Source organism: Streptomyces sp. NPDC048331, assembly GCF_043201215.1.
Taxonomy (GTDB): Bacteria; Actinomycetota; Actinomycetes; order Streptomycetales; family Streptomycetaceae; genus Streptomyces.
Genome location: NZ_JBICYT010000033.1, coordinates 21,359 through 44,998 on the forward strand (window position 1 = coordinate 21,359; position 23,640 = coordinate 44,998).

21 protein-coding genes are annotated in these 23,640 nt (G+C 71.7%); 9 read left to right on the forward strand and 12 right to left on the reverse strand.

What is annotated here, in order from left to right; genetic code table 11:
* Nucleotides 1–22: 22 nt before the first annotated feature.
* The 6 genes from pstA to mshD all read right to left on the reverse strand — a co-directional run bounded on the left by pstA (nucleotide 23) and on the right by mshD (nucleotide 8,150).
* Nucleotides 23–1,105 carry a phosphate ABC transporter permease PstA gene (pstA, locus tag ACGFYY_RS33070; protein ID WP_393715096.1) on the reverse strand — a complete coding sequence of 361 codons (1,083 nt, stop codon included), beginning with the start codon at nucleotides 1,103–1,105 and terminating at the stop codon, nucleotides 23–25.
* On the reverse strand, nucleotides 1,105–2,094 hold the full coding sequence (pstC, locus tag ACGFYY_RS33075; RefSeq protein ID WP_030768174.1) for a phosphate ABC transporter permease subunit PstC: 990 nt from the start codon (nucleotides 2,092–2,094) through the stop codon (nucleotides 1,105–1,107). The genes pstA and pstC overlap by 1 nt, the downstream gene beginning before the upstream one ends.
* A gap of 131 nt (nucleotides 2,095–2,225) precedes the next feature.
* A complete protein-coding gene (gene pstS, locus ACGFYY_RS33080; protein WP_365280053.1) occupies nucleotides 2,226–3,362 on the reverse strand; it encodes a phosphate ABC transporter substrate-binding protein PstS in 1,137 nt (378 codons plus the stop codon).
* A 246-nt stretch (nucleotides 3,363–3,608) separates the two neighbouring features.
* Entirely contained in the window at nucleotides 3,609–4,586 is a 978-nt protein-coding gene (locus ACGFYY_RS33085; RefSeq protein WP_393715099.1) for a CHAD domain-containing protein, read from the reverse strand.
* Nucleotides 4,567–6,834, reverse strand: a complete 2,268-nt coding sequence (locus ACGFYY_RS33090) for an RNA degradosome polyphosphate kinase (protein WP_030728536.1) — start codon at nucleotides 6,832–6,834, stop codon at nucleotides 4,567–4,569. Before ACGFYY_RS33090 ends, ACGFYY_RS33085 begins: the two co-directional genes overlap by 20 nt.
* A 389-nt stretch (nucleotides 6,835–7,223) precedes the next feature.
* Complete coding sequence (gene mshD, locus ACGFYY_RS33095; protein WP_030768163.1) at nucleotides 7,224–8,150, reverse strand: mycothiol synthase; 927 nt, start codon at nucleotides 8,148–8,150, stop codon at nucleotides 7,224–7,226.
* A 168-nt stretch (nucleotides 8,151–8,318) separates the two neighbouring features.
* Here mshD and ACGFYY_RS33100 point away from each other — a divergent pair, with 168 nt between their 5' ends.
* Nucleotides 8,319–10,136, forward strand: a complete 1,818-nt coding sequence (locus ACGFYY_RS33100; RefSeq protein WP_393715102.1) for a bifunctional metallophosphatase/5'-nucleotidase — start codon at nucleotides 8,319–8,321, stop codon at nucleotides 10,134–10,136.
* 96 nt (nucleotides 10,137–10,232) lie between these two features.
* Here ACGFYY_RS33100 and ACGFYY_RS33105 read toward each other — a convergent pair whose 3' ends face one another.
* Nucleotides 10,233–11,015 carry an alpha/beta fold hydrolase gene (locus ACGFYY_RS33105; RefSeq protein WP_393715104.1) on the reverse strand — a complete coding sequence of 261 codons (783 nt, stop codon included), beginning with the start codon at nucleotides 11,013–11,015 and terminating at the stop codon, nucleotides 10,233–10,235.
* A 124-nt stretch (nucleotides 11,016–11,139) separates the two neighbouring features.
* Between ACGFYY_RS33105 and ACGFYY_RS33110 the strand changes: the two genes are divergently transcribed.
* Complete coding sequence (locus tag ACGFYY_RS33110) at nucleotides 11,140–11,709, forward strand: TetR/AcrR family transcriptional regulator (RefSeq protein ID WP_365280824.1); 570 nt, start codon at nucleotides 11,140–11,142, stop codon at nucleotides 11,707–11,709.
* Between the two features lie 141 nt (nucleotides 11,710–11,850).
* Entirely contained in the window at nucleotides 11,851–12,717 is an 867-nt protein-coding gene (locus tag ACGFYY_RS33115) for a phosphatidylinositol-specific phospholipase C (RefSeq protein WP_393715175.1), read from the forward strand.
* On the opposite strand, the gene ACGFYY_RS33120 is transcribed toward ACGFYY_RS33115, so the two are convergent.
* From ACGFYY_RS33120 to ACGFYY_RS33130, 3 genes are all read right to left on the reverse strand, one after another.
* Entirely contained in the window at nucleotides 12,697–14,130 is a 1,434-nt protein-coding gene (locus ACGFYY_RS33120; protein WP_365280827.1) for a HAMP domain-containing sensor histidine kinase, read from the reverse strand. The two genes, ACGFYY_RS33115 and ACGFYY_RS33120, sit on opposite strands and share 21 nt — an antisense overlap.
* Complete coding sequence (locus tag ACGFYY_RS33125; protein ID WP_393715107.1) at nucleotides 14,127–14,858, reverse strand: response regulator transcription factor; 732 nt, start codon at nucleotides 14,856–14,858, stop codon at nucleotides 14,127–14,129. The genes ACGFYY_RS33120 and ACGFYY_RS33125 overlap by 4 nt, the downstream gene beginning before the upstream one ends.
* Before the next feature lie 75 nt (nucleotides 14,859–14,933).
* A complete protein-coding gene (locus tag ACGFYY_RS33130) occupies nucleotides 14,934–16,211 on the reverse strand; it encodes a S1C family serine protease (protein WP_393715109.1) in 1,278 nt (425 codons plus the stop codon).
* Between the two features lie 153 nt (nucleotides 16,212–16,364).
* Between ACGFYY_RS33130 and ACGFYY_RS33135 the strand changes: the two genes are divergently transcribed.
* Nucleotides 16,365–17,420, forward strand: a complete 1,056-nt coding sequence (locus tag ACGFYY_RS33135) for a MerR family transcriptional regulator (RefSeq protein WP_393715111.1) — start codon at nucleotides 16,365–16,367, stop codon at nucleotides 17,418–17,420.
* 7 nt (nucleotides 17,421–17,427) lie between these two features.
* On the opposite strand, the gene ACGFYY_RS33140 is transcribed toward ACGFYY_RS33135, so the two are convergent.
* A complete protein-coding gene (locus tag ACGFYY_RS33140) occupies nucleotides 17,428–18,450 on the reverse strand; it encodes a LacI family DNA-binding transcriptional regulator (RefSeq protein ID WP_109779980.1) in 1,023 nt (340 codons plus the stop codon).
* 24 nt (nucleotides 18,451–18,474) lie between these two features.
* Nucleotides 18,475–19,290 (reverse strand): response regulator transcription factor, encoded by an 816-nt coding sequence (locus tag ACGFYY_RS33145; protein ID WP_393715113.1) that lies wholly within the window; start codon nucleotides 19,288–19,290, stop codon nucleotides 18,475–18,477.
* 459 nt (nucleotides 19,291–19,749) lie between these two features.
* On the opposite strand from ACGFYY_RS33145, the gene ACGFYY_RS33150 reads away from it, so the two are divergent.
* The 5 genes from ACGFYY_RS33150 (at nucleotide 19,750) to ACGFYY_RS33170 (ending at nucleotide 23,583) form a co-directional block, all read left to right on the forward strand.
* On the forward strand, nucleotides 19,750–20,004 hold the full coding sequence (locus ACGFYY_RS33150) for a MoaD/ThiS family protein (protein WP_030387258.1): 255 nt from the start codon (nucleotides 19,750–19,752) through the stop codon (nucleotides 20,002–20,004).
* Nucleotides 20,005–20,014: 10 nt separating this feature from the next.
* Nucleotides 20,015–21,535: a hypothetical protein gene (locus ACGFYY_RS33155; RefSeq protein WP_393715115.1), complete on the forward strand. Its 1,521-nt coding sequence runs from the start codon at nucleotides 20,015–20,017 to the stop codon at nucleotides 21,533–21,535.
* 63 nt (nucleotides 21,536–21,598) lie between these two features.
* Entirely contained in the window at nucleotides 21,599–22,315 is a 717-nt protein-coding gene (locus ACGFYY_RS33160; protein WP_393715117.1) for a DUF2993 domain-containing protein, read from the forward strand.
* Between the two features lie 161 nt (nucleotides 22,316–22,476).
* Nucleotides 22,477–22,560 (forward strand): putative leader peptide, encoded by an 84-nt coding sequence (locus tag ACGFYY_RS33165; protein WP_350206375.1) that lies wholly within the window; start codon nucleotides 22,477–22,479, stop codon nucleotides 22,558–22,560.
* Nucleotides 22,561–22,737: 177 nt separating this feature from the next.
* On the forward strand, nucleotides 22,738–23,583 hold the full coding sequence (locus tag ACGFYY_RS33170; protein WP_393715119.1) for a sulfurtransferase: 846 nt from the start codon (nucleotides 22,738–22,740) through the stop codon (nucleotides 23,581–23,583).
* Nucleotides 23,584–23,640 lie beyond the last annotated feature (57 nt).

The window sequence follows — 23,640 nt, forward strand, 5'->3', positions numbered from 1 at the left end:
CACTTCGCTTTCATGAGTCGCGTCAGCGACCGGTCTTCGGGGCCTTCCAGCGGGCGATGCCGCGGGCCACCAGATTGAGGATCATGACGAAGGCGATCAGGACGAGGGCCGCGGCCCAGGCCCGGTCGTAGGAGGCTTCACTACCGACCTTGTACTGCTCCCAAATGTAGAGCGGGAGCGAGGACTGGGCGCCTTCGAAGGGGTTGCCGTTGATCAGCTGGGAGCCGAAGACCAGCAGCATGATCGGCGCGGTCTCGCCGGCGATGCGGGCGACGGCCAGCATCACACCGGTGGAGATGCCGCCGATGGCGGTGGGGAGCACGACCTTGAGGATCACGCGCCACTTCGGCACACCGAGGGCGAGGGCGGCCTCGCGCAGCTCGTTCGGGACGAGCTTGAGCATCTCCTCGGTGGAGCGGACCACGACCGGCATCATCAGGATCGACAGGGCCATGGCGCCGGCGAAGCCGGAGGGGCCGAAGCCGAGCATCAGGTTCCAGGTCGTCAGGATGAACAGGCCCGCGACGATGGAGGGGATCCCGGTCATGACGTCGACGAAGAAGGTGACGGACTTGGCGAGGCGGCCCTTGCCGTACTCGACCAGGTAGACGGCGGTCAGCAGGCCGATGGGGGCCGCGATCAGCGTGGCGAGGGCGACCTGCTCGATGGTGCCGAGCAGGGCGTGGTAGACGCCGCCGCCCTCGTCGAAGCTGGTCACGCCGTTCATGGAGTGGCTGAGGAAGTTGCCGCTCAGCAGCTTCAGGCCGCGGCTGATCGTGGTCCACATCAGCGAGAGCAGCGGGATGACCGCGAGGACGAAGCAGACCCACACGAGGGAGGTCGCGACGCGGTCCTTGGCCTGGCGGCGGTTCTCGATCACCGCGCTGGCGGTGTACGTGACGGCGACGAAGAGCAGCGCCGCGAGCAGACCCCACTGGATCTTGCTGTCGAGGCCGAAGGCGAGGCCGATGCCGCAGCCGAGGGCGATCGAGAGGACCGCGATGGCCGCCGGGGCCCAGCGGGGCAGGCCGCCGCGGGTGAGGCCGGCGGGGGCGGGGGACTTGCGGGCCCGGGTGGGGCGCGGGTCCTGGAGTGCGTGGCTCATCAGGCGTTCGCCCCCGAGAAGTCCTTGCGGCGAGCGATGATCAGCCGGGCTGCACCGTTGACCAGCAGGGTGAGCAGGAAGAGGACCAGGCCGGAGGCGATCAGCGCGTCGCGGCCGAACTCGTTGGCCTCGTCGAACTTCGCGGCGATGTTCTGCGCGAACGTGCCGCCGCCCGGGTCCAGGATGTGGCCGGAGATCAGGAAGCTCGGGGAGAGGACGGTCGCGACGGCCATGGTCTCGCCGAGCGCGCGGCCGAGGCCGAGCATCGAGGCGGAGATGACGCCGGAGCGGCCGAAGGGCAGCACCGACATGCGGATGACCTCCCAGCGGGTCGCGCCGAGGGCCAGGGCGGCCTCCTCGTTCATGCGCGGGACCTGGAGGAAGACTTCGCGGCTGACGCTGGTCACGATCGGCAGGATCATGATCGCGAGCAGGATGCCGACGGTGAAGAGCGAACGGGCCACGCCGACCTGGGTCTTGTCGAAGACGTACGTCCAGCCCAGGTACTCGTCGAGCCAGAGGTTCAGGCCGTTCAGCTGCGGGACGAGGAAGAGGGCGCCCCAGATGCCGTAGATGATCGACGGCACGGCGGCCAGCAGGTCGACCGTGTACGCGAGGGGCGCGGCCAGCTTGCGCGGCGCGTAGTGCGAGATGAACAGGGCGATGCCGACGGCGATCGGTACGGCGATGGCCATCGCGACGATCGAGCTGACGACGGTGCCGAAGAGCAGGACGGCGATGCCGAAGACGGGCGGGTTGGCCGACGCGTTCCAGTCGAAGGTGGTGAGGAAGTTGCCCTCGTTCTTCGACAGGGCGATCGAGGCGCGGTAGGTGAGGAAGGCGGCGATCGACGCCATGATCACCAGGAGCAGGATGCCGGAGCCCTTGGAGAGGCCGGCGAAGATCTTGTCACCGGCGCGGCCGGTGGACCCTCCGCTCTTGGCGACAGGCGGAGCCGTGTCTATCTGGGTGGGTGTGGTGGAAGCCATGGTCTTTCCGGTCTGTGTGGGGGGCAGGCCCCCTGGCGGCGGTGCACCGGATTTCCCCTGGGTGGAAGGGGAAGGGTCCCCGAGGTGTCGATTGCCCGGACGGGGGCGGTCGACACCTCGGGGGTCAGGATTCAGCCGAGGGAGTTGATGACCTCGCGGACCTTGGTGTTGATCTCGGCCGGGATCGGCGCGTAGCCGTTCTCCAGCAGGACCTTCTGACCGGCGTCCGAGGCCGCGTAGTTCAGGAAGGACTTCACGGTCGGGAGCGTCTCGGCCTTGTTGCCCTTGTCGCAGACGACCTCGTAGGTCACCAGGACGAGCGGGTAGGCGCCCTCGGCCTTGGTGGTGTAGTCGAGCTTGAGGGCCAGGTCGGAGCCGGTGCCGGCGATCTTGGCGGCGGCGATGGCCTTGGAGGCGTTCTCACCGCTGGCCTTGACCGGGGCGGCGGCACCGGTGTTCAGGTCGACGGTCTTGATGCTCTGCGAGCTGGCGAAGGAGAGCTCGAAGTAGCCGATCGCGCCGTCGACCTGCTTGACCTGGGCGGCGACGCTGGAGGAGCCGGAGGCCGACTGACCGCCCGGGGCGGCCCACTTCTTCGCGGCCTCGTACGGCCAGGCGTCACCCGCGGTGGCCTTGAGGTACTTGGTGAGGTTCTCGGTGGTGCCCGAGTCGTCGGAGCGGTGGAAGGCCTGGATGGCGGTGGAGGGAAGCGTGACGCCGGGGTTCAGCTTCTTGATCGCCTCGTCGTCCCACTTCTTGATCTTGTCGTTGAAGATGTTGGCGACCGTGGCGGCGTCGAGGTTCAGCTTGTCCACGCCGGCGACGTTGAAGCCGAGGGCGATCGGGCCGCCGACCATCGGGAGGTCGATGCCCTGGCCACCGGTGCAGATCTTCTTCGACTCCTCGACCTGCTCCGGCTTCAGCGCCGAGTCGGAGCCGGCGAAACCGACGGTGCCCTGGTTGAAGGCGACGATGCCCTCACCGGAGGAGGAGGACTTGTAGTTCACCTCGACGCCGGAGCAGGCGGCCATGTAGTTCTTGATCCACAGCTCGATCGCGTTCTTCTGCGCGGAGGAGCCGGAGGCCAGGAGCTTGCCCTTGGCGTCGTCGCACTTGATGTCGCCCGCGGCGGCCGCGGAGGGCTTCGCCGAGCCGTCGGCGGTCTTGGTGTTGTCGTCCGAGCCGCACGCCGTGAGGACCAGGGCGCCGGACACGACAAGCGCCCCGAGGGCGGAGGCACGAAGCATGTTCTTGCGCTGAAGCTTCACTTTCGGGTGTTCCTTCCAGAAGCCGCCGGCCGCTTTCTGTATCGGGGCGGCGTGCGAAGAGGACTACGTCGGTTGTGCGCGGCTGAGCTGCTCGACCTCCGGGCGACTCGCTCCGTGCATCACCGAAATTAGGCAGAACAGGTGAAGCAGCCGACCGGGCCGAGTGAACGGATGGTGAACCGTGGCGGACGACCCGGTGCGTCCCGAGCGTGGCGCACACAGCCGTCATCATCCGTTACCCCGACGTTATCGCGACGTGACCGCGGGCTCCGGAAGCCAGATGTGCCGGAATGCGAGACGGGCGGCCTCGACCTCGTGGCGCTGGTCGGCGTGCAGGACGCCGAGGGCGTAGGCCGTCGCCGGGGCGATGCGCGGGGTGCGGGCCGCCGTCGCCGAGGCGGTCGCGGCTTCGGCCGCGTCGCGGTGGCGGTCCAGGGCCTCGCCCGCGGCCGCCGGCCGGGTCACGTCCTTGCCGAGGGCCTCCCGCGCGTACCGGTGGACGCGCAGCAGGCGGCGCACCTCGTTCCAGGGGCCGTCGTGGTCCGCGTTGTAGGCGTTGTACGGCTGGGCCCCGTCGACCGGGGGCAGCGCCGCGACCGCCGCCGACAGGCGGCTTTCGGCCACGGCCGCCAGCGGGACGAGTACCTCCGACACCCGGCCCCGGGCGGCGACCGCGTCGAGCGGGACCTCCGAGGCCAGCACCGCCACCGCGTCCGCCACCGCGTGGAAGCGGGAGGAGCCGAGGGCTTGGAGGGTGGCCGAGTGGGCGCGCGTACGGGCCAGGGTCAGCTGCCGTTCCAGCAGGGCGCCGGCCCGGGCGGAGCCCACCGTCAGCGCGCCGGCCGAACCGCGCGGGGCGGGCAGCTCCGGGGACCCCGACAGTCGGTGCAGGGCTTCCATCAGCCGGGTCAGCCGGGCCGCGTACGCGTGCTCGTCGGCCAGCGTCGAGGACAGCCACACCAGCTCGGTGCGCAGTCCGTCGGCCCAGGAGGACTCGGTCACCACCCGGAAGGTGGCCAGGGATCCGCTGATGCGGCGCGCGGCCCCCCGCAGGCCGCGCGCCGCTTCGCTCCCTTCGGCGGCGTCGGCCCCGCTTCCCGCGTTCTCCGCGTGGAGGCGTAGCGCGCGTAGGAAAGCGGTGGCCTGGGTGCGCAGGTACGTGCCGAGCACGGCACCCGCGTCCGCCGGCGTCGCGGTAATCGGGTCATGGTTTGGCTGAGCCACGCCGGCGCCTCCGGGCGTCTATGAGCGTCTCCTGTACGTGCCGCAGCGGCTGGCCGTCCGCGTCCGTGCTGTGCCGGGTCCACTCGCCGTCCGGGCCCAGGTGCCAGGAGGAGGTGGCGTCGGACATCCCGGTTTCCAGCATCCGGTCCAGTGCCGCGCGGTGGGCCGGGTCGGCGACCCTGACCAGTGCCTCGATGCGGCGGTCGAGGTTGCGGTGCATCATGTCGGCGCTGCCGATCCACACCTCGGGTTCGCCGCCGTTGCCGAAGGCGAAGACCCGGGAGTGTTCCAGGAAGCGGCCGAGGATCGAGCGGACCCGGATGTTGTCCGAGAGTCCGGGGACCCCGGGGCGCACCGCGCAGATGCCGCGCACCCAGATGTCGACGGGCACTCCCGCCTGGGAGGCCCGGTAGAGCGAGTCGATGAGGGCCTCGTCGACGATCGAGTTCATCTTGAGCCGGACGTAGGCGGGGCGGCCGGCCTTGTGGTGGGCGGCCTCCTTGTCGATCCGCGCTATCAGTCCGTCCCGCAGCGAGCGGGGGGCCACCATCAGCCGGCGGTAGGTCTCGCGGCGCGAGTAGCCGGACAGCCGGTTGAAGAGGTCGGAGAGGTCCGCGCCGACCTGCGGGTCGGCGGTGAGCAGGCCGAGGTCCTCGTAGAGCCGGGCGGTCTTGGGGTGGTAGTTGCCGGTGCCGACGTGCGAGTAGCGGCGCAGCTGGTCGCCCTCCTGGCGGACGACGAGCGAGAGCTTGCAATGGGTCTTGAGGCCGACGAGCCCGTAGACGACGTGGCAGCCGGACTCCTCCAGCTTGCGCGCCCACTTGATGTTGGCCTGCTCGTCGAAGCGGGCCTTGATCTCGACGAGTACGAGGACCTGCTTGCCGGAGTCGGCGGCGTCGATGAGGGCGTCCACGATCGGGGAGTCGCCGGAGGTGCGGTAGAGCGTCTGCTTGATGGCGAGGACGTCCGGGTCGGCGGCGGCCTGCTCCAGGAAGGCCTGCACCGAGGTGGAGAAGGAGTCGTACGGGTGGTGCAGCAGGACGTCCCGCTCGCGCAGGGCGGCGAAGATGTCGGGCGCGGACGCGGATTCGACCTCGGCGAGGTCGCGGTGGGTGCCGGCGACGAACTTCGGGTACTTCAGCTCCGGGATGTCCAGCGAGGCGATGCCGAAGAGGGCGGTCAGGTCCAGCGGGCCGGGCAGCGGGTAGACCTCGGAGGCGTTCACCTTCAGCTCCTGGACCAGCAGGTCCAGTACGCCCGGGTCGATGGACTCCTCGACCTCCAGGCGGACGGGCGGGCCGAAGCGGCGCCGCATGAGCTCCTTCTCCAGGGCTTGGAGGAGGTTCTCGGCGTCGTCCTCCTCGACCTCCAGGTCCTCGTTGCGGGTCACCCGGAACATGTGGTGCGCGAGCACCTCCATGCCGGGGAACAGCTCCTCCAGGTGCGCGGCGATGACGTCCTCCAGCGGGACGTAGCGCTGCGGGGAGGCCTCCAGGAAGCGGGAGAGGAGCGGCGGGACCTTGACCCGGGCGAAGTGGCGGTGGCCGCTGACGGGGTTGCGTACGACGACGGCCAGGTTGAGGGAGAGGCCGGAGATGTACGGGAAGGGGTGCGCGGGGTCCACGGCCAGCGGGGTGAGCACCGGGAAGATCTGGTTGCGGAACAGGGTGAAGAGGCGGGCCTGCTCCTTCTCCGTCAGATCGGGCCAGCGGATCAGGTGGACGCCCTCCTCGGCCAGGGCCGGGGAGATGTCCTGCTGGAAGCAGGCGGCGTGCCGGGCCATGAGCTCGCGCGAGCGCGTCCAGATGAGGTCCAGCACCTCGCGGGGCTGCAGGCCGGAGGCCGAACGGGTGGCGACGCCGGTCGCGATGCGCCGCTTGAGGCCGGCCACGCGCACCATGAAGAACTCGTCGAGGTTGCTCGCGAAGATCGCCAGGAAGTTCGCGCGTTCGAGGAGGGGCGTGGTGGGGTCCTCGGCGAGCTCCAGCACCCGTTCGTTGAAGGCGAGCCAGCTGCGCTCCCGGTCGAGGAAGCGTCCCGGGGGCAGCTCGTCGTCGCCGTCCTTGTCCTCGTAGGCGTCCAGATCCGCGTCGAGGTCGGGCTCCAGGTCGACGTGCGGGCGGTGCGCGGAGATGGACCCTATGCGGGCGTGGGCTCCGGTGACGGCCCGGCCGGGAGCGGCGCCGGGGGTGTGAGACGGGTGCTGGGCGGGGACCTCGGTGGGGCCTGCGCTGGGCTGGTGGCTCATGACTCCATTCTTCCGCGCACGCGGGAGGACAGGCACGTCGGAGGAGTCGGCCGTCAGTCGGAGGCGGGGCTGCATTGGGGGAGAGTCGCAAGCGCGTCTGAATGCCTGGTTAATGGCGTGTGGCTTCCCGGGTCCGACGGGGTGCACGCGTCGCCTCCCGGCGGGGTGGGGGGCCGGTGTGCCCCGGCGTGCGCGGGTGCGCGTCGCCTCCCGGCGGGGTGGCGGGAGCTGATGCACCCCGGCGTGCGCGGGTGCGGCGCCGCTGCGGGGGCTCCGCTCCCGGGCCCCCGCCGGGCGCTGCCCGGACCCGCGCCTCGAACTCCCCCAGCTACCGCCGGGAGGTGCCCCCGGGCGGGGCTGGAACGGTGCGCCGGCGGGGCCGGGGTGGGTCAGCTTTCCGTGCGGTACATCAGGTCCACCTCGTGGGTGGTGAAGCCGAGGCCCTGGTACACGGCCAGGGCCGCCGGGTTGTCGGCGTCCACGTAGAGCATGGCCGTCGGCAGGCCCTGGGCCGCCAGGTGGCGCAGGCCGATCGCGGTGAGGGCCTTGCCGAGGCCGCCGCCCTGGGCGCCCGGGCGGACGCCGACCACGTAGACCTCGCCGAGCTGCTCGGCCGCGTGGACCTTCGTCCAGTGGAAGCCGACGAGCTCGCCGTCGCGCTCCGCGAGGAAGAAGCCCTTGGGGTCGAACCACGGCTGCGCGATCCGGTCGTCCAGGTCGCGCTGGGTGAGCGAGCCCTGCTCGGGGTGATGGGCGAAGGCGGCCGCGTTCGCCGTGAGCCAGGCGGTGTCGTCGGCTCCGGGCACGAAGGTCCGTACGGTCACTCCGGGCGGGAGTACCGGCTCCGGCAGCGGGTCGCCTTCGGTCAGGGGGCGGCGCAGCTGGCGCAGCTCGCGGAAGAGGGTCAGGCCGAGTACCTGCGCGAGGTGCCGGGCGGCGGACTTGCCGCCGTGCGCCCAGACCCGCAGCCGCTTGCCGGAGGCGGCGAGCAGGGCCGTGCCCATGGCCCGTCCGTGCCCGCGCCCGCGCAGGGCGGGGTGCACGACGAGTTCGGCGGCGGGGGCCTCCACCGGGTCGGTGTCCTCCAGTTGCCCGTAGGCGGAGAGCCGGCCGCCCTCGGTGAGCAGAAAGTGTCGGATTCCCTCGCGCGGCCCGCCGCGCAGCTGGAGCCGGCCCTGTTCGGACACGGCGGTGGTGCCGTCCGTGCGTGCCGCGTCCTCGATGAGGTCGAGTACGGCGCTCGCCTGTTCCTCCGTCAGCTCGTCGAGGGTCTGAATCTGCCGTCCCGGCTCCAGGGCCGCTGCTGCGTCAGTCATGGGACGAGCCTACGACCGCCGTGGGGAGGGGTGGAGTGCGGGCGCGTGGTCGGTGCTTCTTCTGCGCGTAACCAACGCGATACCGCTACCCCCTGGTAGAGCTACGCGCGTTGACCTTAGGCTTCGGCGGACCTCCCAAGTCTTACCGCTGTCACATAAGGGGACTAAATGTCAGCGACGCCACAACGGCACCGCCGAACCCGCCGGTTGACCCTCGCCGCCTTCGCCGTCACGGCCGGGGCCGGGGCGATGGTCGCGGCCGCACTTCCGGCCGGTGCCGCGAGTGGTGGCGGTGCGGCCAAGAGCCGGACCGTCGATGTGCAGATGCTGTCGTTCAACGACTTCCACGGCACCCTGGAGCCCCCGCAGGGCTCCTCCGGCACCGTGACCGAGCGTCAGGCCGACGGCACCACCAAGGCCATACCCGCGGGCGGTGTCGAGTACCTCGCCACCAGCCTGCGCGAGGCCCGCAAGGGCCACGAGTACTCCGTCACGGCCGCGGCCGGTGACATGATCGGCGGCAGCCCGATGCTGTCCGGGCTCTTCCACGACGAGCCGAGCATCGAGGCGCTGAACAAGATCGGCCTGGATGTGTCCAGCGTCGGCAACCACGAGTTCGACGAGGGCAAGACCGAGCTGCGCCGCATGGGTTACGGCGGCTGCCACCCGGTCGAGGGCTGCTTCGAGTACGGCAAGGAGTTCACCGGCGCCGAATTCCAGTACCTCGCGGCCAACGTCACGGACGAGAAGACCAAGCGTCCGCTGATGTCGCCCACGTACATCTGGAAGAAGGGGGACGTGAAGATCGGCTTCATCGGCGTCACCCTGGAGGGCACTCCGGACGTCGTGACCGCCGCGGGCGTCAAGGGCCTCAAGTTCGGCGACGAGATCGAGACGATCAACAAGTACGCCGCCGAGCTGAACAAGCAGGGCGTCAAGTCGATCGTCGCGCTGATCCACGAGGGCGGTCTGCCGGCCAACGGCGCGTACAACTACGACTGCAACGTCCCGGGTGCCGGCGCCGGTATCTCGGGCGCGATCGTGGACATCGCCAAGAACGTGGACTCCAAGGTCGACGCGCTGGTCACGGGCCACACGCACCAGGCCTACGCCTGCAACATCCCGGACCCGGCGGGCAACCCGCGTTCGGTGACCTCGGCCGCCTCCATCGGCCGCCTGTTCACCGACACCACCCTCACCTACGACCGGCAGACCAAGGACATCGTCCGTACGCCGATCACCTCGCCGAAGCCGGTGAACAAGGTCGTGGGCCGGGACCAGCCGAAGGCCCCGGACATGACCGAGCTGATCGACCGCTGGAAGGCGCTGGCGGCCCCGATCGCCAACCGTCCGCAGGGCTTCATCTCGGCCGACATCCCCGGCCGCGGCAGCGAGGCGCCCGAGAAGCCGCTCGGTGACCTGATCGCCGACGCGCAGCTCGAAGCGCTCGCCCCGGCGGACAAGGGCGGCGCGCAGCTTGCCGTCATGAACCCGGGCGGCATCCGCTCGGACCTCGCCTACAAGGCCTCGGGTGACGAGGGCGACGGTGTGGTGACGTACGGCGAGTCCTTCACGGTCCAGCCGTTCACCAACATGATGAACATCGTGGACCTGACCGGCGCGCAGCTGATCACCGCGCTCCAGCAGCAGGTCAGCGGCCCGGTCAACGGGCCGAACCCGAAGATCCTGCAGGTGTCGAAGGGCTTCACCTACACCCTGGACATGACGAAGGCGGGCGCGGACCGCATCGTCGTGGACTCGGTGAAGCTGAACGGTGTGCCGCTCGACCCCGCGAAGACCTACCGGGTCGCGATGAACGAGTTCCTCGCGGGCGGCGGTGACGGCTTCACCGTCCTGAAGGAGCACAAGAACAAGCTCGTGGGCGCGTCCGACCTGGACTGCTTCAACGACTACCTGACGAAGAACTCCTCGGCGGCGGCCCCGATCGTCCCGCCGGCGGCGAACCGGATCACCGTCGTCAAGTAGGACCGACTGCGGTAGCCCCGGAGGGGCGGTGGGCCATGGGCCCGCCGCCCCTCCGGCGTTTCCCCGGGCACCCCCGTGGCGCGGGGACCGGCGTGGTCAGAGGGTGGCCAGGAACGTGCCGACCGCGGTGTGGAAGCCGTCCGGGTTCGTGAACGGCACGAAGTGGTCGCCGTCGAGGGGTGCGTACGAGGTCTTCGGGCGCCGGGCGACCATCGCGTCGGCGACGGGCCGGGTGAGTGCCTGGCTGCTGGTGCCGTGGATCAGCAGGGCCGGGCAGGTGCTCGCGAGCCAGGTGTCCCAGTGGTCGCCGGCGCAGGCGTGGATGGAGTCGAGCATGTCCTGCGGGTGGTGGGCGAGGCGCCATCCGGTGTCGTCCGGGAGGGGGCGCAGTCCGTCGGCGACGAAGGGTGCGGCCGGTCCGGCGGCGGCGAGGAGTGCCTCGCGGGTGGGGGCGGTGTAGGGGAGGCCGTCGAGGAAGTCGAACCAGTGGGGTCCGGTGGGGATGCGGATCTCGACGGTGGCGTCGACGCCGATGAGGGCGGCGATCCGGTCGGGGTGGGCGGCGGCCAGGTGGTAGGCGTTGAGCCCGCCGAGGGAGTAGCCGAGGAGCGGCAGCGGGGTGTCGATGCCCAGGTGGTCGAGGAGGGCGACGGCGTCGCCCACGTAGCCCTCGCGGCGGTAGTCGGGCGCGCGGTCGGAGTCCCCGTGGCCGCGTTGGTCGGGGGCGATGACCCGCCACCGGTCGCCCAGGGTCTCGGCGAGGCCGGTGAAGGCGAGGGCCTCGGACATGCCGCCGTGCAGGGCGAGGAGCGGGCGGCCGGGGCCGCCGAAGTCCAGGTAGGAGAGGGTCCGGTCGTCGATCTTCAGCTCGTGGCGCATGAACGCGTGCCTCCCGTGGGCCGGTGGATCTTCCCGTCGGCTGCAGCCTGCCAGGATTTGGGCAAGCGCGCAATACGCTTGTCTTGCACGCTTGCCCAAAAAGCGGCGCGACTACGATCCCCGCATGGGAAATCGCGAGGACCTGCTGGCCGGAGCCCGGCACTGCCTGGAGGAGAAGGGCTACCTGCGCACGACCGTGCGCGACGTCGCCACGGCCTCGGGGGTGAGCATGGCCGCGATCGGCTACCACTTCGGGTCGCGGGAGGCCCTTCTCAACCAGGCGCTGTTCGCCGCCATGGAGGAGTGGGCCGCGGGGGCCGGTCGACTCGCCGGTGAGGGGGAGAGCGCGGGGGAGCGCTACGCCGACACCTGGGACCGCAAGATCCGCGACTTCGGCGAGACGCGCTGGCTCTGGCTGGCGTCCGTCGAGGCCTTCGTCCACGCGCAGTCCTCGCCCGAGCTGCTCGCGATCCTCGCCGAGGGGCAGCGCCGCAATCGCCGGATGGTGGCCGCCGGTCTGCGCGGGGTGCCGCCGGAGGAGGTCTCGGAGGAGGACGTACGGGCTCTCGGGTCGCTGCACATCGCGCTGCTGAGCGGGGTGATGGTGCAGACCCTGACCGATCCGGAGCAGGCGCCGGACGGCCGCGAACTGCTCCAGGGGCTGCGGTCCATGGTCGAGTTGCTCGAAAGCTGACCCCTACCGACGGGTAGTAACTCTGACGTGTGCACGCCATAATCCGGCCATCACCGGGTCGGCGAAGGGGCGGGCATGGGTACGGTCACGAGCACGGGCAGGACCACGGGTACAGGCACGGGAACGAGCACCGGCACGGGGATGCGCCGCAGGGCGTTCCTGGCCGGAGCGCTGGCCGTGGGAGCGGTCGCCGGACTGGGAGCCGCGTCCGCCCCGGCCGCCGCGTCGGCCCTCGGCACCCAGGACTGGATGGCCGGGCTCGGCGACTCCACCGCCCTCCAGCGCATGACCATCCCCGGCACCCACGACTCCGGCGCCACCAAGGGCGGCCTCTACGTCGCCTGCCAGAACACCTCGATCGCCCAGCAGCTCGACTCCGGGATCCGCTTCCTCGACGTCCGCTGCCGGGTCACCGGCGGCTCCTTCGCCATCCACCACGGGTCCTTCTTCCAGGACCTGATGTTCGGGGACGTCCTCGTCGCCTGCTGGAACTTCCTCGCCGCACACCCCTCCGAGACCGTCCTGATGCGCGTCAAGCAGGAGTACTCCGGGGAGGGCGACGCCACTTTCCGCGCCGTCTTCGACGACTACCTGAACAACCGCGGCTGGCGACCCCTGTTCCGGATCGCCGATACCCTGCCCGCCCTCGGACAGGCCCGCGGGAAGGTCGTCCTGCTCGCCGACAACGGCGGCCTGCCCGGCCTGCGCTACGGGGACGGCAACGTCTTCGACATCCAGGACGACTACAACACGGAGCCCTTCGCCAAGCGCGGCCGGATCGAGAACCACTTCCGCAAGGCCGTCCAGCAGCCCGGCAAGCTCTTCGTGAACTACGTCAGCACCGCGGCGTACATGCCGCCGCGCTGGAACTCCGACCGCCTGAACCCGCAGGTCCACGGCTTCGTCGACGGCGGGGAGCTCGCCGGCCGGACCGGGCTCGGCATCGTCCCGATGGACTTCCCGAACACCCGCTCCGGCCTGGTCACCTCACTGATCCGGCACAACTGACGGATCGGACGGCGGTGGCGTCGGCGCCCCCGGGATGCGGAGCACCGCCTCCGTACCCGGGCCGCCGTCGGCCGCCGCCCGCAGCTCGGCGCTGCCGCCCGCGCGTGCCACCGTACGGGCCACGATCGACAGGCCCAGCCCGCTGCCGGGCAGGGCGCGGGCCGACTCCGACCGCCAGAACCGCTCGAAGACGTACGGGAGGTCCTCGGCGGGGATGCCCGGACCGTGGTCCCGCACGGTCAGCCGGCCCGCCCGCAGCGACACCTCGACGGTGCCGCCCGGCGGGCTGAACTTCACCGCGTTGTCCAGGACGTTGACCACCGCCCGCTCCAGCGCCGCGGCCTCGCCCCGGACGTACCAGGGCCGCAGGTCCGAGTCGAAGCGGAGCTCCGGACCGCGCAGCCGGGCCCGCGAGAGCGCCGCCCCGGCGATCTCGTGCAGGGCGACCACCCCGAGCGGGCCGGGCGAGGCCGCGTCCGGCCGGGACAGCTCCTGCAGATCGCCGATCAGCGAGGCCAGCTCCGTCATCTGCGCCTTGACCGAGGCCAGCAGCTCCCGCCGGTCGTCGGGCGGGATGGCCCGGCCGGTCTCCTCGCTGCGGGCGAGCAGCTCGATGTTGGTGCGCAACGAGGTCAGCGGGGTACGCAGCTCGTGCCCGGCGTCCGCGATCAGTTGCGCCTGCCGCTCCTGGGAGGAGGCGAGGGCCGCCGTCATCGAGTTGAAGGACCGCGACAGGCGGGCGATCTCGTCGTCCCCCTCGTCGGGGATCCGTACGGTCAGGTCCTCGGTCCGGGCGATGTGCTCGACGGCGTCGGTCAGTTCGTCGACCGGCTGCAACCCCGTACGGGCCACCCACAGGCCGGCCGCGCCCGCGCCGACGACCCCGACACCGCAGACCAGGAGCAGCACCCAGGCCAGGGTGGACAGGGGCTTGTCGATGTCGGCGAGCGGTTTGGCCACGGACAGCGCGGCGGGCTGACTGCCCACGAGGGCGGGCTGCGTGTAGACGCGGACCGGGATGCCGTTGGAGGTGGTCGCGTCGTAGAGCACAGGGCCCCGGCGTCGCTGGGCCACCTCCAGGTCGATCGCGGTGACCTTCAGGGTGTTGTTGCCGTCGACCCAGCAGTGGCCGCCGTCCTGCAGCACGATCTGCACCTGCGCGCTGAGGTTGTTGGCCGCCTGGTCGGGGAGCGGAGGGCCGGGGACGCAGCGCAGCTTGGCGTAGACCTGGTTGGCCTGGGCCGCGGCGTCGGTGGCGCGCAGCGAGCTGTCCAGCTGTTCGCTCAGCTGGGTGCGGACCATCACCCAGGACACCCCCGCCACGCCCGCCACGGCCAGCGCCACCGCCACCGTGACCAGCAGGGCGAGGCGGGAGCGCAACGGCAGTGCGCGGAATCTGGCGGTCGGGCTCACTCCGGCCCGCTCTCGCCGGCGCGCAGGGCGTAGCCGACCCCGCGCACGGTGTGGACGAGGCGCGGCTCGCCGCCGGCCTCGGTCTTGCGGCGCAGGTACATCACGTACACGTCCAGGGAGTTGGAGCTGGGCTCGAAGTCGAAGCCCCAGACGGTCTTGAGGATCTGCTCGCGGGTCAGGACCTGGCGGGGGTGCGCGAGGAACATCTCCAGCAGGGTGAACTCGGTCCGGGTCAGCTCCACCGGCCGCCCGGCCCGGGTGACCTCGCGGGTCGCGAGGTCCATGCGCAGGTCGCCGAAGGTCAGGGCGTCCTCATGGCCCTCGCCGAGGCCTTGCGGGGCGGCGTAGGAGCTGCGGCGCAGCAGGGCGCGGACCCGGGCGAAGAGCTCGTCGAGTTCGAACGGTTTGACGAGGTAGTCGTCGGCGCCCGCGTCGAGGCCGGTGACGCGGTCGCCGACGGTGTCGCGGGCGGTGAGCATCAGGATCGGGGTGACGCTGCCGGAGGCCCGCAGCCGGCGGGCGGCCGTCAGCCCGTCCATCCGGGGCATCTGGATGTCCAGGACGATCAGGTCGGGGGCGTACGAGGCCGCCTTGTCGAGGGCGTCCAGCCCGTCGACGGCGGTCTGCACGGCGTACCCCTCGAAGGCGAGACTGCGGCGCAGGGCCTCGCGTACGGCCGGTTCGTCGTCGACGACGAGGATCCGCGCTTCGCCTTCGGCGGGATTCATGGATGGGTCTCCCAGAGGTGGTGGTCGGCCGTGGAGTGCCGCCCGGGACGGCGCCTCCAGCCTCGCACGGGTGGGTCAGAAGCTGGTGCCGAAGCCGTCGGCGGCGGAGCCGGAGCCCGTGTCGGAGCCCGTGTCGGAGGAGCCCGCGCCGCCGGGGCCGCCCTTGCGCAGGGAGTCCAGGTCGGCCTTGATCGTGTCGACCGGGATGGCGAAGCCGAGGCCGACGCTGCCGGCGGCGGAGTTGCCGGAGGCGGGGGAGTAGATCGCGGAGGGCATCCCCACGATCCGGCCGTTCATGTCGACGAGGGCGCCGCCGGAGTTGCCCGGGTTGAGGGAGGCGTCCGTCTGGAGGGCCTTGTACGAGGTGGTGTCGGAGCCGGTGTTCCCGTTGAACTGGCGACCGCCGAAGGAGAACGGCCAGCTGTCCTCGCCCTGCTGCCGGCCCTGCGGGGACCGCTGCTCCGACTTCGGCACCTTCACCTCGCGGTTCAGCGCGGAGACGATGCCGCTGGTGACGGTGCCGGTGAGGCCGTCGGGGGAGCCGATGGCGACGACCTGGTCGCCGACCTTGACGCCGCCGGAATCGCCGAGCGTGGCGGGCTTCAGCCCGGAGGCGCCCTGGAGCTTGATCAGGGCCAGGTCCTTGGCGGGGTCGGTGCCCACGATCTTGGCGGGGTACTTCTTGCCGTCGCTCATCGTCACCTGGATCTCGGCGGCGCCGCTCACCACGTGGTTGTTGGTGACGATCTCGCCGTCGGCGGTGAGGACGATGCCGGAGCCGGTGCCCTGGCCGGAGCCGGTCCGCGCGTCGATGCGGACGACCGAGGGGCCGACCTGCTCGGCGACTCCGGTGACGGTGCCGGAACTGGACCGCGAGACGGTGGTGCCGTCGACGCCGCCGGTGCTGCCGGCCTGCCGGTCCATCAGCCGCTCGACGGCGGCCGCCGTGCCGCCGCCGACCAGGGCCGCGGCGAGCGCCACGGCGGCCAGCAGGGCGACGGGCCGCTTGGCGCGGGGCGCGGGGGCGGCCGCGTGGGCGGGCCGGTGCGGGCCACCGCCCGCGAACCCACCGCCCTCGAACCCGCCGCTCCCGAACCCGTCGCCCTCGTACCCGCCGCCTTCGCCGGCGCCGCCCGCGCCCGGCGGGACCGTCTCGCCCCGGATGACCTGCGGCTGCGGCTGCGGCTGCGGCTGGTGCGCCTCGTGCCAACCGGGTGCGGCGGGCGGGTACGCGGGCGGCGGCGGGTAGGCCGCCGCCCCCGCGCCGGCCGCGGGGTACGCGCCGAACGGCGCGTGCGGGGCCGGGCTGTTCTCCTGCGGGTACTCGCCTTCGCGGCGGAAGCTGTCGGTCATGACACAGACTCTGACCGTCGATCATGAGAGCTTCCTGAGTCAGGCCTGAGAAGCCCGACAGAACCGTGTACGAGCGACATGAGAACCGGCCTGAGAACCGGCCTTGACCCTCGACCTGGTGGAGGTCGCAGAGTCACGGGTGTGGAGAGCGAGATGCACAGCATTGGCGAGATGGGCCGCGACAGCGGGCTGGGCGTGAGCGCGTTGCGCTTCTACGACCGGGCGGGCGTCCTGCCGCCCGCCCGGGTGGATCCGGCGACCGGATACCGCTGGTACGCGCCCGAACAGCTCGACGAGGCCCGACTGCTGGCCCGGCTCCGGCAGGCGGGCATGCCGCTCGCGGACGTCCGGCTGGTCCTTGCGGCCTGGTCCGGCGGGGACACGGGCCTGGTACCGAGGCTGCTCGACGGGCACCTGAGCCGGCTCGAACGAGAACTCGCCGACGCCCGCGGCGCGCTCTCCGCGGTACGCGCGCGACTCGGACACAAGGAGAGCACCATGACCACCAGCACCTCCCGCACCACCCGGCTGACCGTGCCCGCCGCCGAGTTCGCGGCCGCACTGGACTCCGTACGCTTCGCCGTCGGGACCGACCCCGAGCTGCCCGTGCTCGGCGGGATCCTCTTCGACGTGGAGGAGGCGGACCTGCGCCTCGTGGCCACCGACCGCTACCGGATGGCCGTCGCCCGCGCCACCACCGACGGCCACGAAGGCGGGCGGATCCAGCTGACCGTGCCCGCCCCGCTCGTCGACGCCATGCGGGCCCTGCTGACCGACGACTCCGCGGCGCTGCTCACCGTGGACGGGGACGCGATCGAGCTGGAGACGCAGGGCCGTCGGGTCGCCGGGCGGGCCCTGGGCGAGGAGTTCCCCGACTACCGCCGCCTGACCAGGCTCCCCGCGGGCCGCCGCGTCCCGCTGGACGTGCCGGCCCTGCGCCGGGCCCTCGGCGGGCAGGACGGCGAACGCTGCGCCCTCGTCCTGACCGACACCGTGACCGTCGCCGACGAGGCCGACGAGGCCGACGGGCCCGGCAGCGGGGACCGGGTGGGGGTCAACCCGGCCTACCTCCTCGACGCGCTCGCCGCCGCCGGCGACGGAGACGGCATGGTGCTGGAGTACGTAGGCCCCAAGGCCCCGCTGACGCTCCTGCGCCCCGACACCGAGGACGCCTTCTCCCTGCTGATGCCGTGCACGCTCGACGCGTGACCCGCGCTCAGCGGCAGCCGCAGGAGCGGCGGACCACCAGCGCCGACGGGAACTGCTTCAGCCGTTCCCGTCGGGAGCCGGCCACGCGCAGGCCGTCGTCCAGGACCAGGTCCACGGCCGCGCGGGCCATCGCCGGGCGGTCCGAGGCGATCGTGGTCAGCGGCGGGTCGGTGAGGGCGGCTTCCTTGACGTCGTCGAAGCCCGCGACGGCCAGTTCCCCGGGCACGTCGATGCGCAGCTCGCGCGCGGCGCGCAGCACACCGATGGCCTGGTCGTCCGTGGCGCAGAAGATGGCCGTCGGCCGGTCGGGCCGGGCCAGGACCTCCAGGGCGACCGTGTACGCGTCGTAGCGGTTGTACGGGGCCTCGATGAGCCGGCCCTCCACCGAGCGGCCGGCTTCCTGCATGGCCCGCCGCCAGCCCTCGACGTGGTCCGCGACCGGGTCGCCGACCGAGGGGGTGTTCTCGATGCCGCCGATACAGGCGACGTACTCGTGCCCGTGCTCCAGCAGGTGGCGGGTGGCGAGCTGGGCGCCGCCGATGTCGTCCGTGACGACGGCGACGTCGTCCATCGCCTCCGGGCGCTCGTGCAGGAGGACCACGCGGGCGTCCCAGGCCTCGATCTCGCTGGCGGCCTGCTCGCTCATGCCCTGGCTGACCAGGATCAGGCCGGAGACCCGCATCCCGAGGAAGGCCCGCAGGTAGTGGACCTCGCGCTCGGTGCGGTAGTCGGAGTTGCCGACCAGGACCATCTTTCCGCGCTCGGCGGCGGCCTGTTCGACCGCGTGCGCCATCTCCGCGAAGAACGGCTGCCGGGCGTCCGGGACGATCATGCCTATGAGGTCGGTGCGGCGTGACGCCATCGCCTGGGCGACCCGGTCCGGGCGGTAGCCCAGGTCCTTGATCGCGGCGAGGACACGCTCGCGCGTGGCCGGGGCAACCGGCCGGGGTCCGTTGTTGATGACGTAGCTCACGACGGCGGTAGACGTACCCGCAAGTCGTGCAACGTCATCCCGCGTCACCTTGGCCACGCGCGGCAGTCTACGCGGGGTGACCTACCTCTGGGCAGGGCGTCCGGCCGAGTGGATGCTCACAGGGTCCTCGGCCGATCGGGTGACGGACGGGGCCGTCTGAGCGGTCGTCTGCGCGGCCGCCTTGGCCGCCGCCTTGGCCGCGGCTTCCGCCGCCGCCCGCTCGACCTTCTCCGGCGTGACGAAGCGGTAGCCGACGTTGCGGACCGTACCGATCAGGGACTCGTGCTCGGGGCCGAGCTTGGCGCGCAGCCGCCGTACGTGCACGTCGACGGTCCGGGTGCCGCCGAAGTAGTCGTAGCCCCAGACCTCCTGGAGCAGCTGGGCGCGGGTGAAGACGCGGCCCGGGTGCTGGGCGAGGTATTTGAGCAGCTCGAACTCCTTGAAGGTGAGGTCCAGCACGCGCCCCTTGAGCTTGGCGGAGTACGTGGCCTCGTCCACCGACAGGTCGCCGTTGCGGATCTCCATCGGGGAGTCGTCCGAGCCGAGCTGCTGGCGGCCGGTGGCCAGCCGCAGCCGCGCCTCGACCTCGGCCGGGCCGGCGGTGTCCAGCAGGACGTCGTCGATGCCCCAGTCGGCGGTGACGGCCGCCAGGCCGCCCTCGGTGACGACCAGGATCAGCGGACAGCCGGGTCCGGTGGAGCGGAGCAGCTGGCACAGCGACCGCACCTGCGGCAGGTCGCGGCGGCCGTCCACGAGGATGACATCGGCTCCCGGGGTGTCCACCAGGGCGGGGCCCTCGGCCGGGGCGACCCGGACGTTGTGCAGCAGCAGGCCGAGGGCGGGCAACACCTCGGTGGACGGCTGCAGGGCGTTGGTGAGCAGCAGGAGTGAGCTCACGACCGACCACCCGCCCGGGTCGGACGGTGGTGCACGGTTCGCTGGTCCATCACGTCGGTTCCTCCTCGGTCCCGTCGAGGACATGCGCGGTACTGCTTCGTACGGTGTGCCCGGCGTCCCGCGGCCCCCGCGCCCTGGGGTCCGCATGGATACCACTGTTCTCGGTTCGTTCAACGTGCTGAAAGCACAAAAGGACCCGGGGGCAACGTTGCCCGGATCCTCTCGCCAAGCAGAATAGCCCACCGGTCGATGCGTGGCCGAGGCCTCTTCCGCTCCGCTTCTGTGGTTCATCCCACGCTCCGGCCCTGCGTATTCCCCGGTTTCACCGGATCGGGGGCCCGCCGAGCGGTGCCCCGGGGCCGCCCGGGCGCACACCCGGCGCGTCGGGGCACGCCGGGGTCGGCTGCGGGAGGGGCCATCATGGAGGCCGACGGTAGAGAGCCGACGAGAGGAGCTGCAGTGGCAACCGGAACCATCCGCTACTGGGCGGCGGCCAAGGCCGCGGCCAAGACGGCGGAGGAGCCGTACTCGGCGGGCACACTCGCCGAGGCGCTCGACGCCGTGCGGGAGCGCCACCCGGGGGAGCTGACCCGGGTGCTGCTGCGCTGCTCCTTCCTCGTGAACGACGAGCCTGTGGGCAAGCGCCCGCATGATTCCGTCCCGCTGACCGAGGGGGGCACCGTCGAGGTGCTCCCGCCGTTCGCGGGCGGGTGAGCGGGAGCCGATGAGTACCCCTGAGGAACAGCAGCGCCGGCAGTACGCGCAGCAGCACCAGCAGCAGCACCAGCAGCAGGAACAGCCGGAGGACCCGTACGGGACCCAGACCTGGCAGTCCGACACCTGGGACACCAGCTACCAGCCGGTGCATCCGCCGCTGGGCGCGGTGCCGGGACAGCCGGTGGCGCCCGAGGGCTGGTTCCGCGACGAGGCCCCCGCGGCGCCGGCCGCCCCTGGCCCGTGGCCGGACGGTGGCTACGCGCCGAACCCGACACCGACCCCGGACCCGTACCAGCAGCCCGTGGCACCGGAGAGCTGGTACCGCGACGAGGCCCAGGCTCCGGCTCCGGCTCCGGTCCAGGACTGGCCGCAGAGCGCCGAGACGGCGTACCAGCCCCAGCCCCAGCAGCCGGTGGCTCCGGAGGGCTGGTTCCGCGACGAGGCCCAGGCCCCGGCCCCGGCTCCTTCGGCTCCGGTCCAGGACTGGCCGCAGAGTGCAGAGACGGCCTACTTGCCGCCGTACCCGGGTCCCGAGCACGACCAGCAGCTCCAGCACCAGCCGCAGCTCCAGCACCAGCCGCCGCAGTCGCCGCCGGTCGAGGAGACCGCGTACCTGCCGCCGGTGGTCGACGCGCCCGCCGCCGAGCAGACCGCCTACCTCCCGCCGCAGCCGGCCGCCGCCGCCCCGGGCGAGGACGCGGCCGAGGTCCAGGGTGAGCCGCAGGAGATCACCTCGTGGTCCCCGCCCACCCTGGCCGGGAACACCCTGCGTGCCGTCGACCCCGCCCAGGCGCGCGCCGAGGGCCGGTCGCCGATCATCGACCCCGGCCCGCAGTCGGCCATACTCACCGCCGTCCTCGGGCTGCTGCTCGCCGTGGCCGCCGCCCTCGGGCAGTACGCCCTGCTCCTGCCGCTGATCGCCCTGCAGGGCCTCACGGCGGCCGGCTGGTTCCGGCTGAACGGCATGTGGCCGGCCCGCCAGGGCATCGCCCTCGCCTTCCTCGGAGCCGTCGCCGCCGACGTGGCCGTGCTCGCCGTGGACCCCTCGTACGGGCCCGGCGCGATCGTCGGGACCCTGGGCGCCTGGGTGCTGCTCACGCTCGTCCTGCAACTGCGCAGCCACGCCGATCCCGACGAGCGGATGTACGGGCTGATGGCCTCGGTGGCCTCGGCAGCCCTCGCCATCATCTGCGCCGGCTATCTCGCGGCCGATTCCGCCGCCGCCACGGTCGGCGCCGCGGCCGTCGCGGTCGCCGTCTTCGCCCGTGCGCTGCCGCTGCCCACCGCCCCCTCGGTCGGCGTCTCACTGGCCGCGGCCGCCGGAGCCGGCATCGCGGTCGGCGGGCTGACCTCGGTCGGTACGGGCGGGGCGCTGATCGGCCTCGTCGCCGGGGTGTGCGCGCTGGTCGGCCTGCGCGTGGCGGCGTACGACTACCCGTCGAAGTTCGTGCACATGACGGCCGGTGTGGCCCTGCCGCTCGCGGCGGCCGCCCCCGCCGTGTACCTGATCGGCCGGGTGGTGGGCTGATCCCTGCCCGACAGCGGGCATGGTCAACTAGAACGCACGTACCGATTAGTAGGGGGAGGGAACGTGCGTTTCCTGCGCGTCTTTGTGATCATCGCGGTGGTTCTGGGGGGCCTGTTCGTGGGCGTGGACCGCTGGGCCGCGAGTTACGTCGAGAACCGGCTGGCCGACCGAATACAGGCGCGGCAGGGCTTGGCCGGTTCCTCGGAGGTGGAGGTCCACGGCTTCCCCTTCCTGACGCAGGTGCTCAGCCGGGACCTCGACCAGGTCGACCTGAAGCTGCGGGGCGTCGAGGTCACCGCCGAGGACCGCAAGACGCGGCTGTCGGAGCTGAACGCGAGCTTCCACGGCGTGAAGCTGAACGGTGACTACAGCGGTGGCACCGCCGAGCGGGCCGAGGGCAGCGCGCTCATCACGTACGCCGACCTGACGGCGGCCTCGCAGACCGGCGCGACCCTCTCCTACGGCGGGGCGCCGGGCAAGGTGAAGGTCACCGCGACGGTGGACATCCTCGGCAAGACCCTGACACACAGCGTGGTGTCGACCGTCACCCTGGAGGACGCGCCGGGCGGCAAGGGCGGCAAGATCGTCCGGGTGCGCGCCGACGAGGTGCCGGGCGCGGGCGTCCCCGGGGTCGAGAAGCAGATCCGCAAGAGGACCGACTTCGACCGCAATCTCGACAGCGGCATGCCGGCCGGCCTCCAGCTCTCCTCCCTGACCTCGGACGAGGCCGGTGTACACCTCGTGCTCGGCGGTTCGAACGTGGTGGTGGCCGGATCGTGAGACAGGGCGGTCCGATCCGCAGAAGGACGGGCCGCACGGCGGGTCCCCGGGGCGGCGCGGCGGTCGCCCAGGGGCTTCGGATCCCACTATCCGGACGATCCTGTCTCGATATATGACACGCCGGTGACAGGGCGGCTGATTCGTCCCTACGATCCATGGCTATGAAGCATCAGCAGGCGGACCTCACGAAGCGACGGGCAGTAGACCTGTGTCGCGTCGCCGCCATGCTCTGTCGATCCATGTGAACTGTGAGCGCATCGCTCCATCGACCGGACGACGGCCCCACGGCCCTTCCCGCGTGACCGCACCAGCCTCCTGAACCCCTGACGCCTCCCCGCGCAGGACCTCGAGCGCACCCGTAGGCACGCAGCACACGCGTCACCCGCACAGCCCCGCCGCACACTGCCCCGGAGGAGAACATCATGAGCCGCAGCGACGTCCTCGTAGACGCCGACTGGGTCGAGGCCCACCTGAACGACGCCGATGTCGTGATCGTCGAGGTGGACGAGGACACGTCCGCGTACGACAAGAACCACATCACCAACGCGGTCCGGATCGACTGGAAGACCGACCTCCAGGACCCGGTCCGTCGCGACTTCGTGGACCAGGAGGGCTTCGAGAAGCTCCTCTCCGCCAAGGGCATCTCCAACGACGACACGGTCGTCCTCTACGGCGGCAACAACAACTGGTTCGCGTCCTACGCCTACTGGTACTTCAAGCTCTACGGCCACCAGGACGTGAAGCTCCTCGACGGCGGCCGCAAGAAGTGGGAGCTCGACTCCCGCGACCTGGTCGACGGCAAGGACGTCCCGAACCGCCCGGCCACCACGTACAAGGCCAAGGCCCAGGACACCTCCATCCGCGCCTTCCGCGACGACGTCGTGGCCGCGATCGGCTCCCTGAACCTGGTCGACGTGCGTTCGCCCGACGAGTTCTCCGGCAAGCTGCTCGCCCCGGCGCACCTCCCGCAGGAGCAGTCGCAGCGCCCTGGCCACGTGCCGAGCGCCCGCAACATCCCGTGGTCGAAGAACGCCAACGACGACGGCACGTTCAAGTCCGACGACGAGCTGACCGCCCTGTACCAGGCGGAGCAGGTCGACCTGGCGAAGGACACCATCGCCTACTGCCGCATCGGTGAGCGCTCCGCGCTCACGTGGTTCGTGCTGCACGAGCTCCTGGGCCAGGAGAACGTCAAGAACTACGACGGTTCGTGGACCGAGTACGGCTCGCTCGTCGGCGTGCCGATCGAGCTCGGCCCCAACAAGTAATCCAGACCAGCGGGCACGCGACGCCCTCGTAGGTACGACTTCTCTCAGGACAGGACA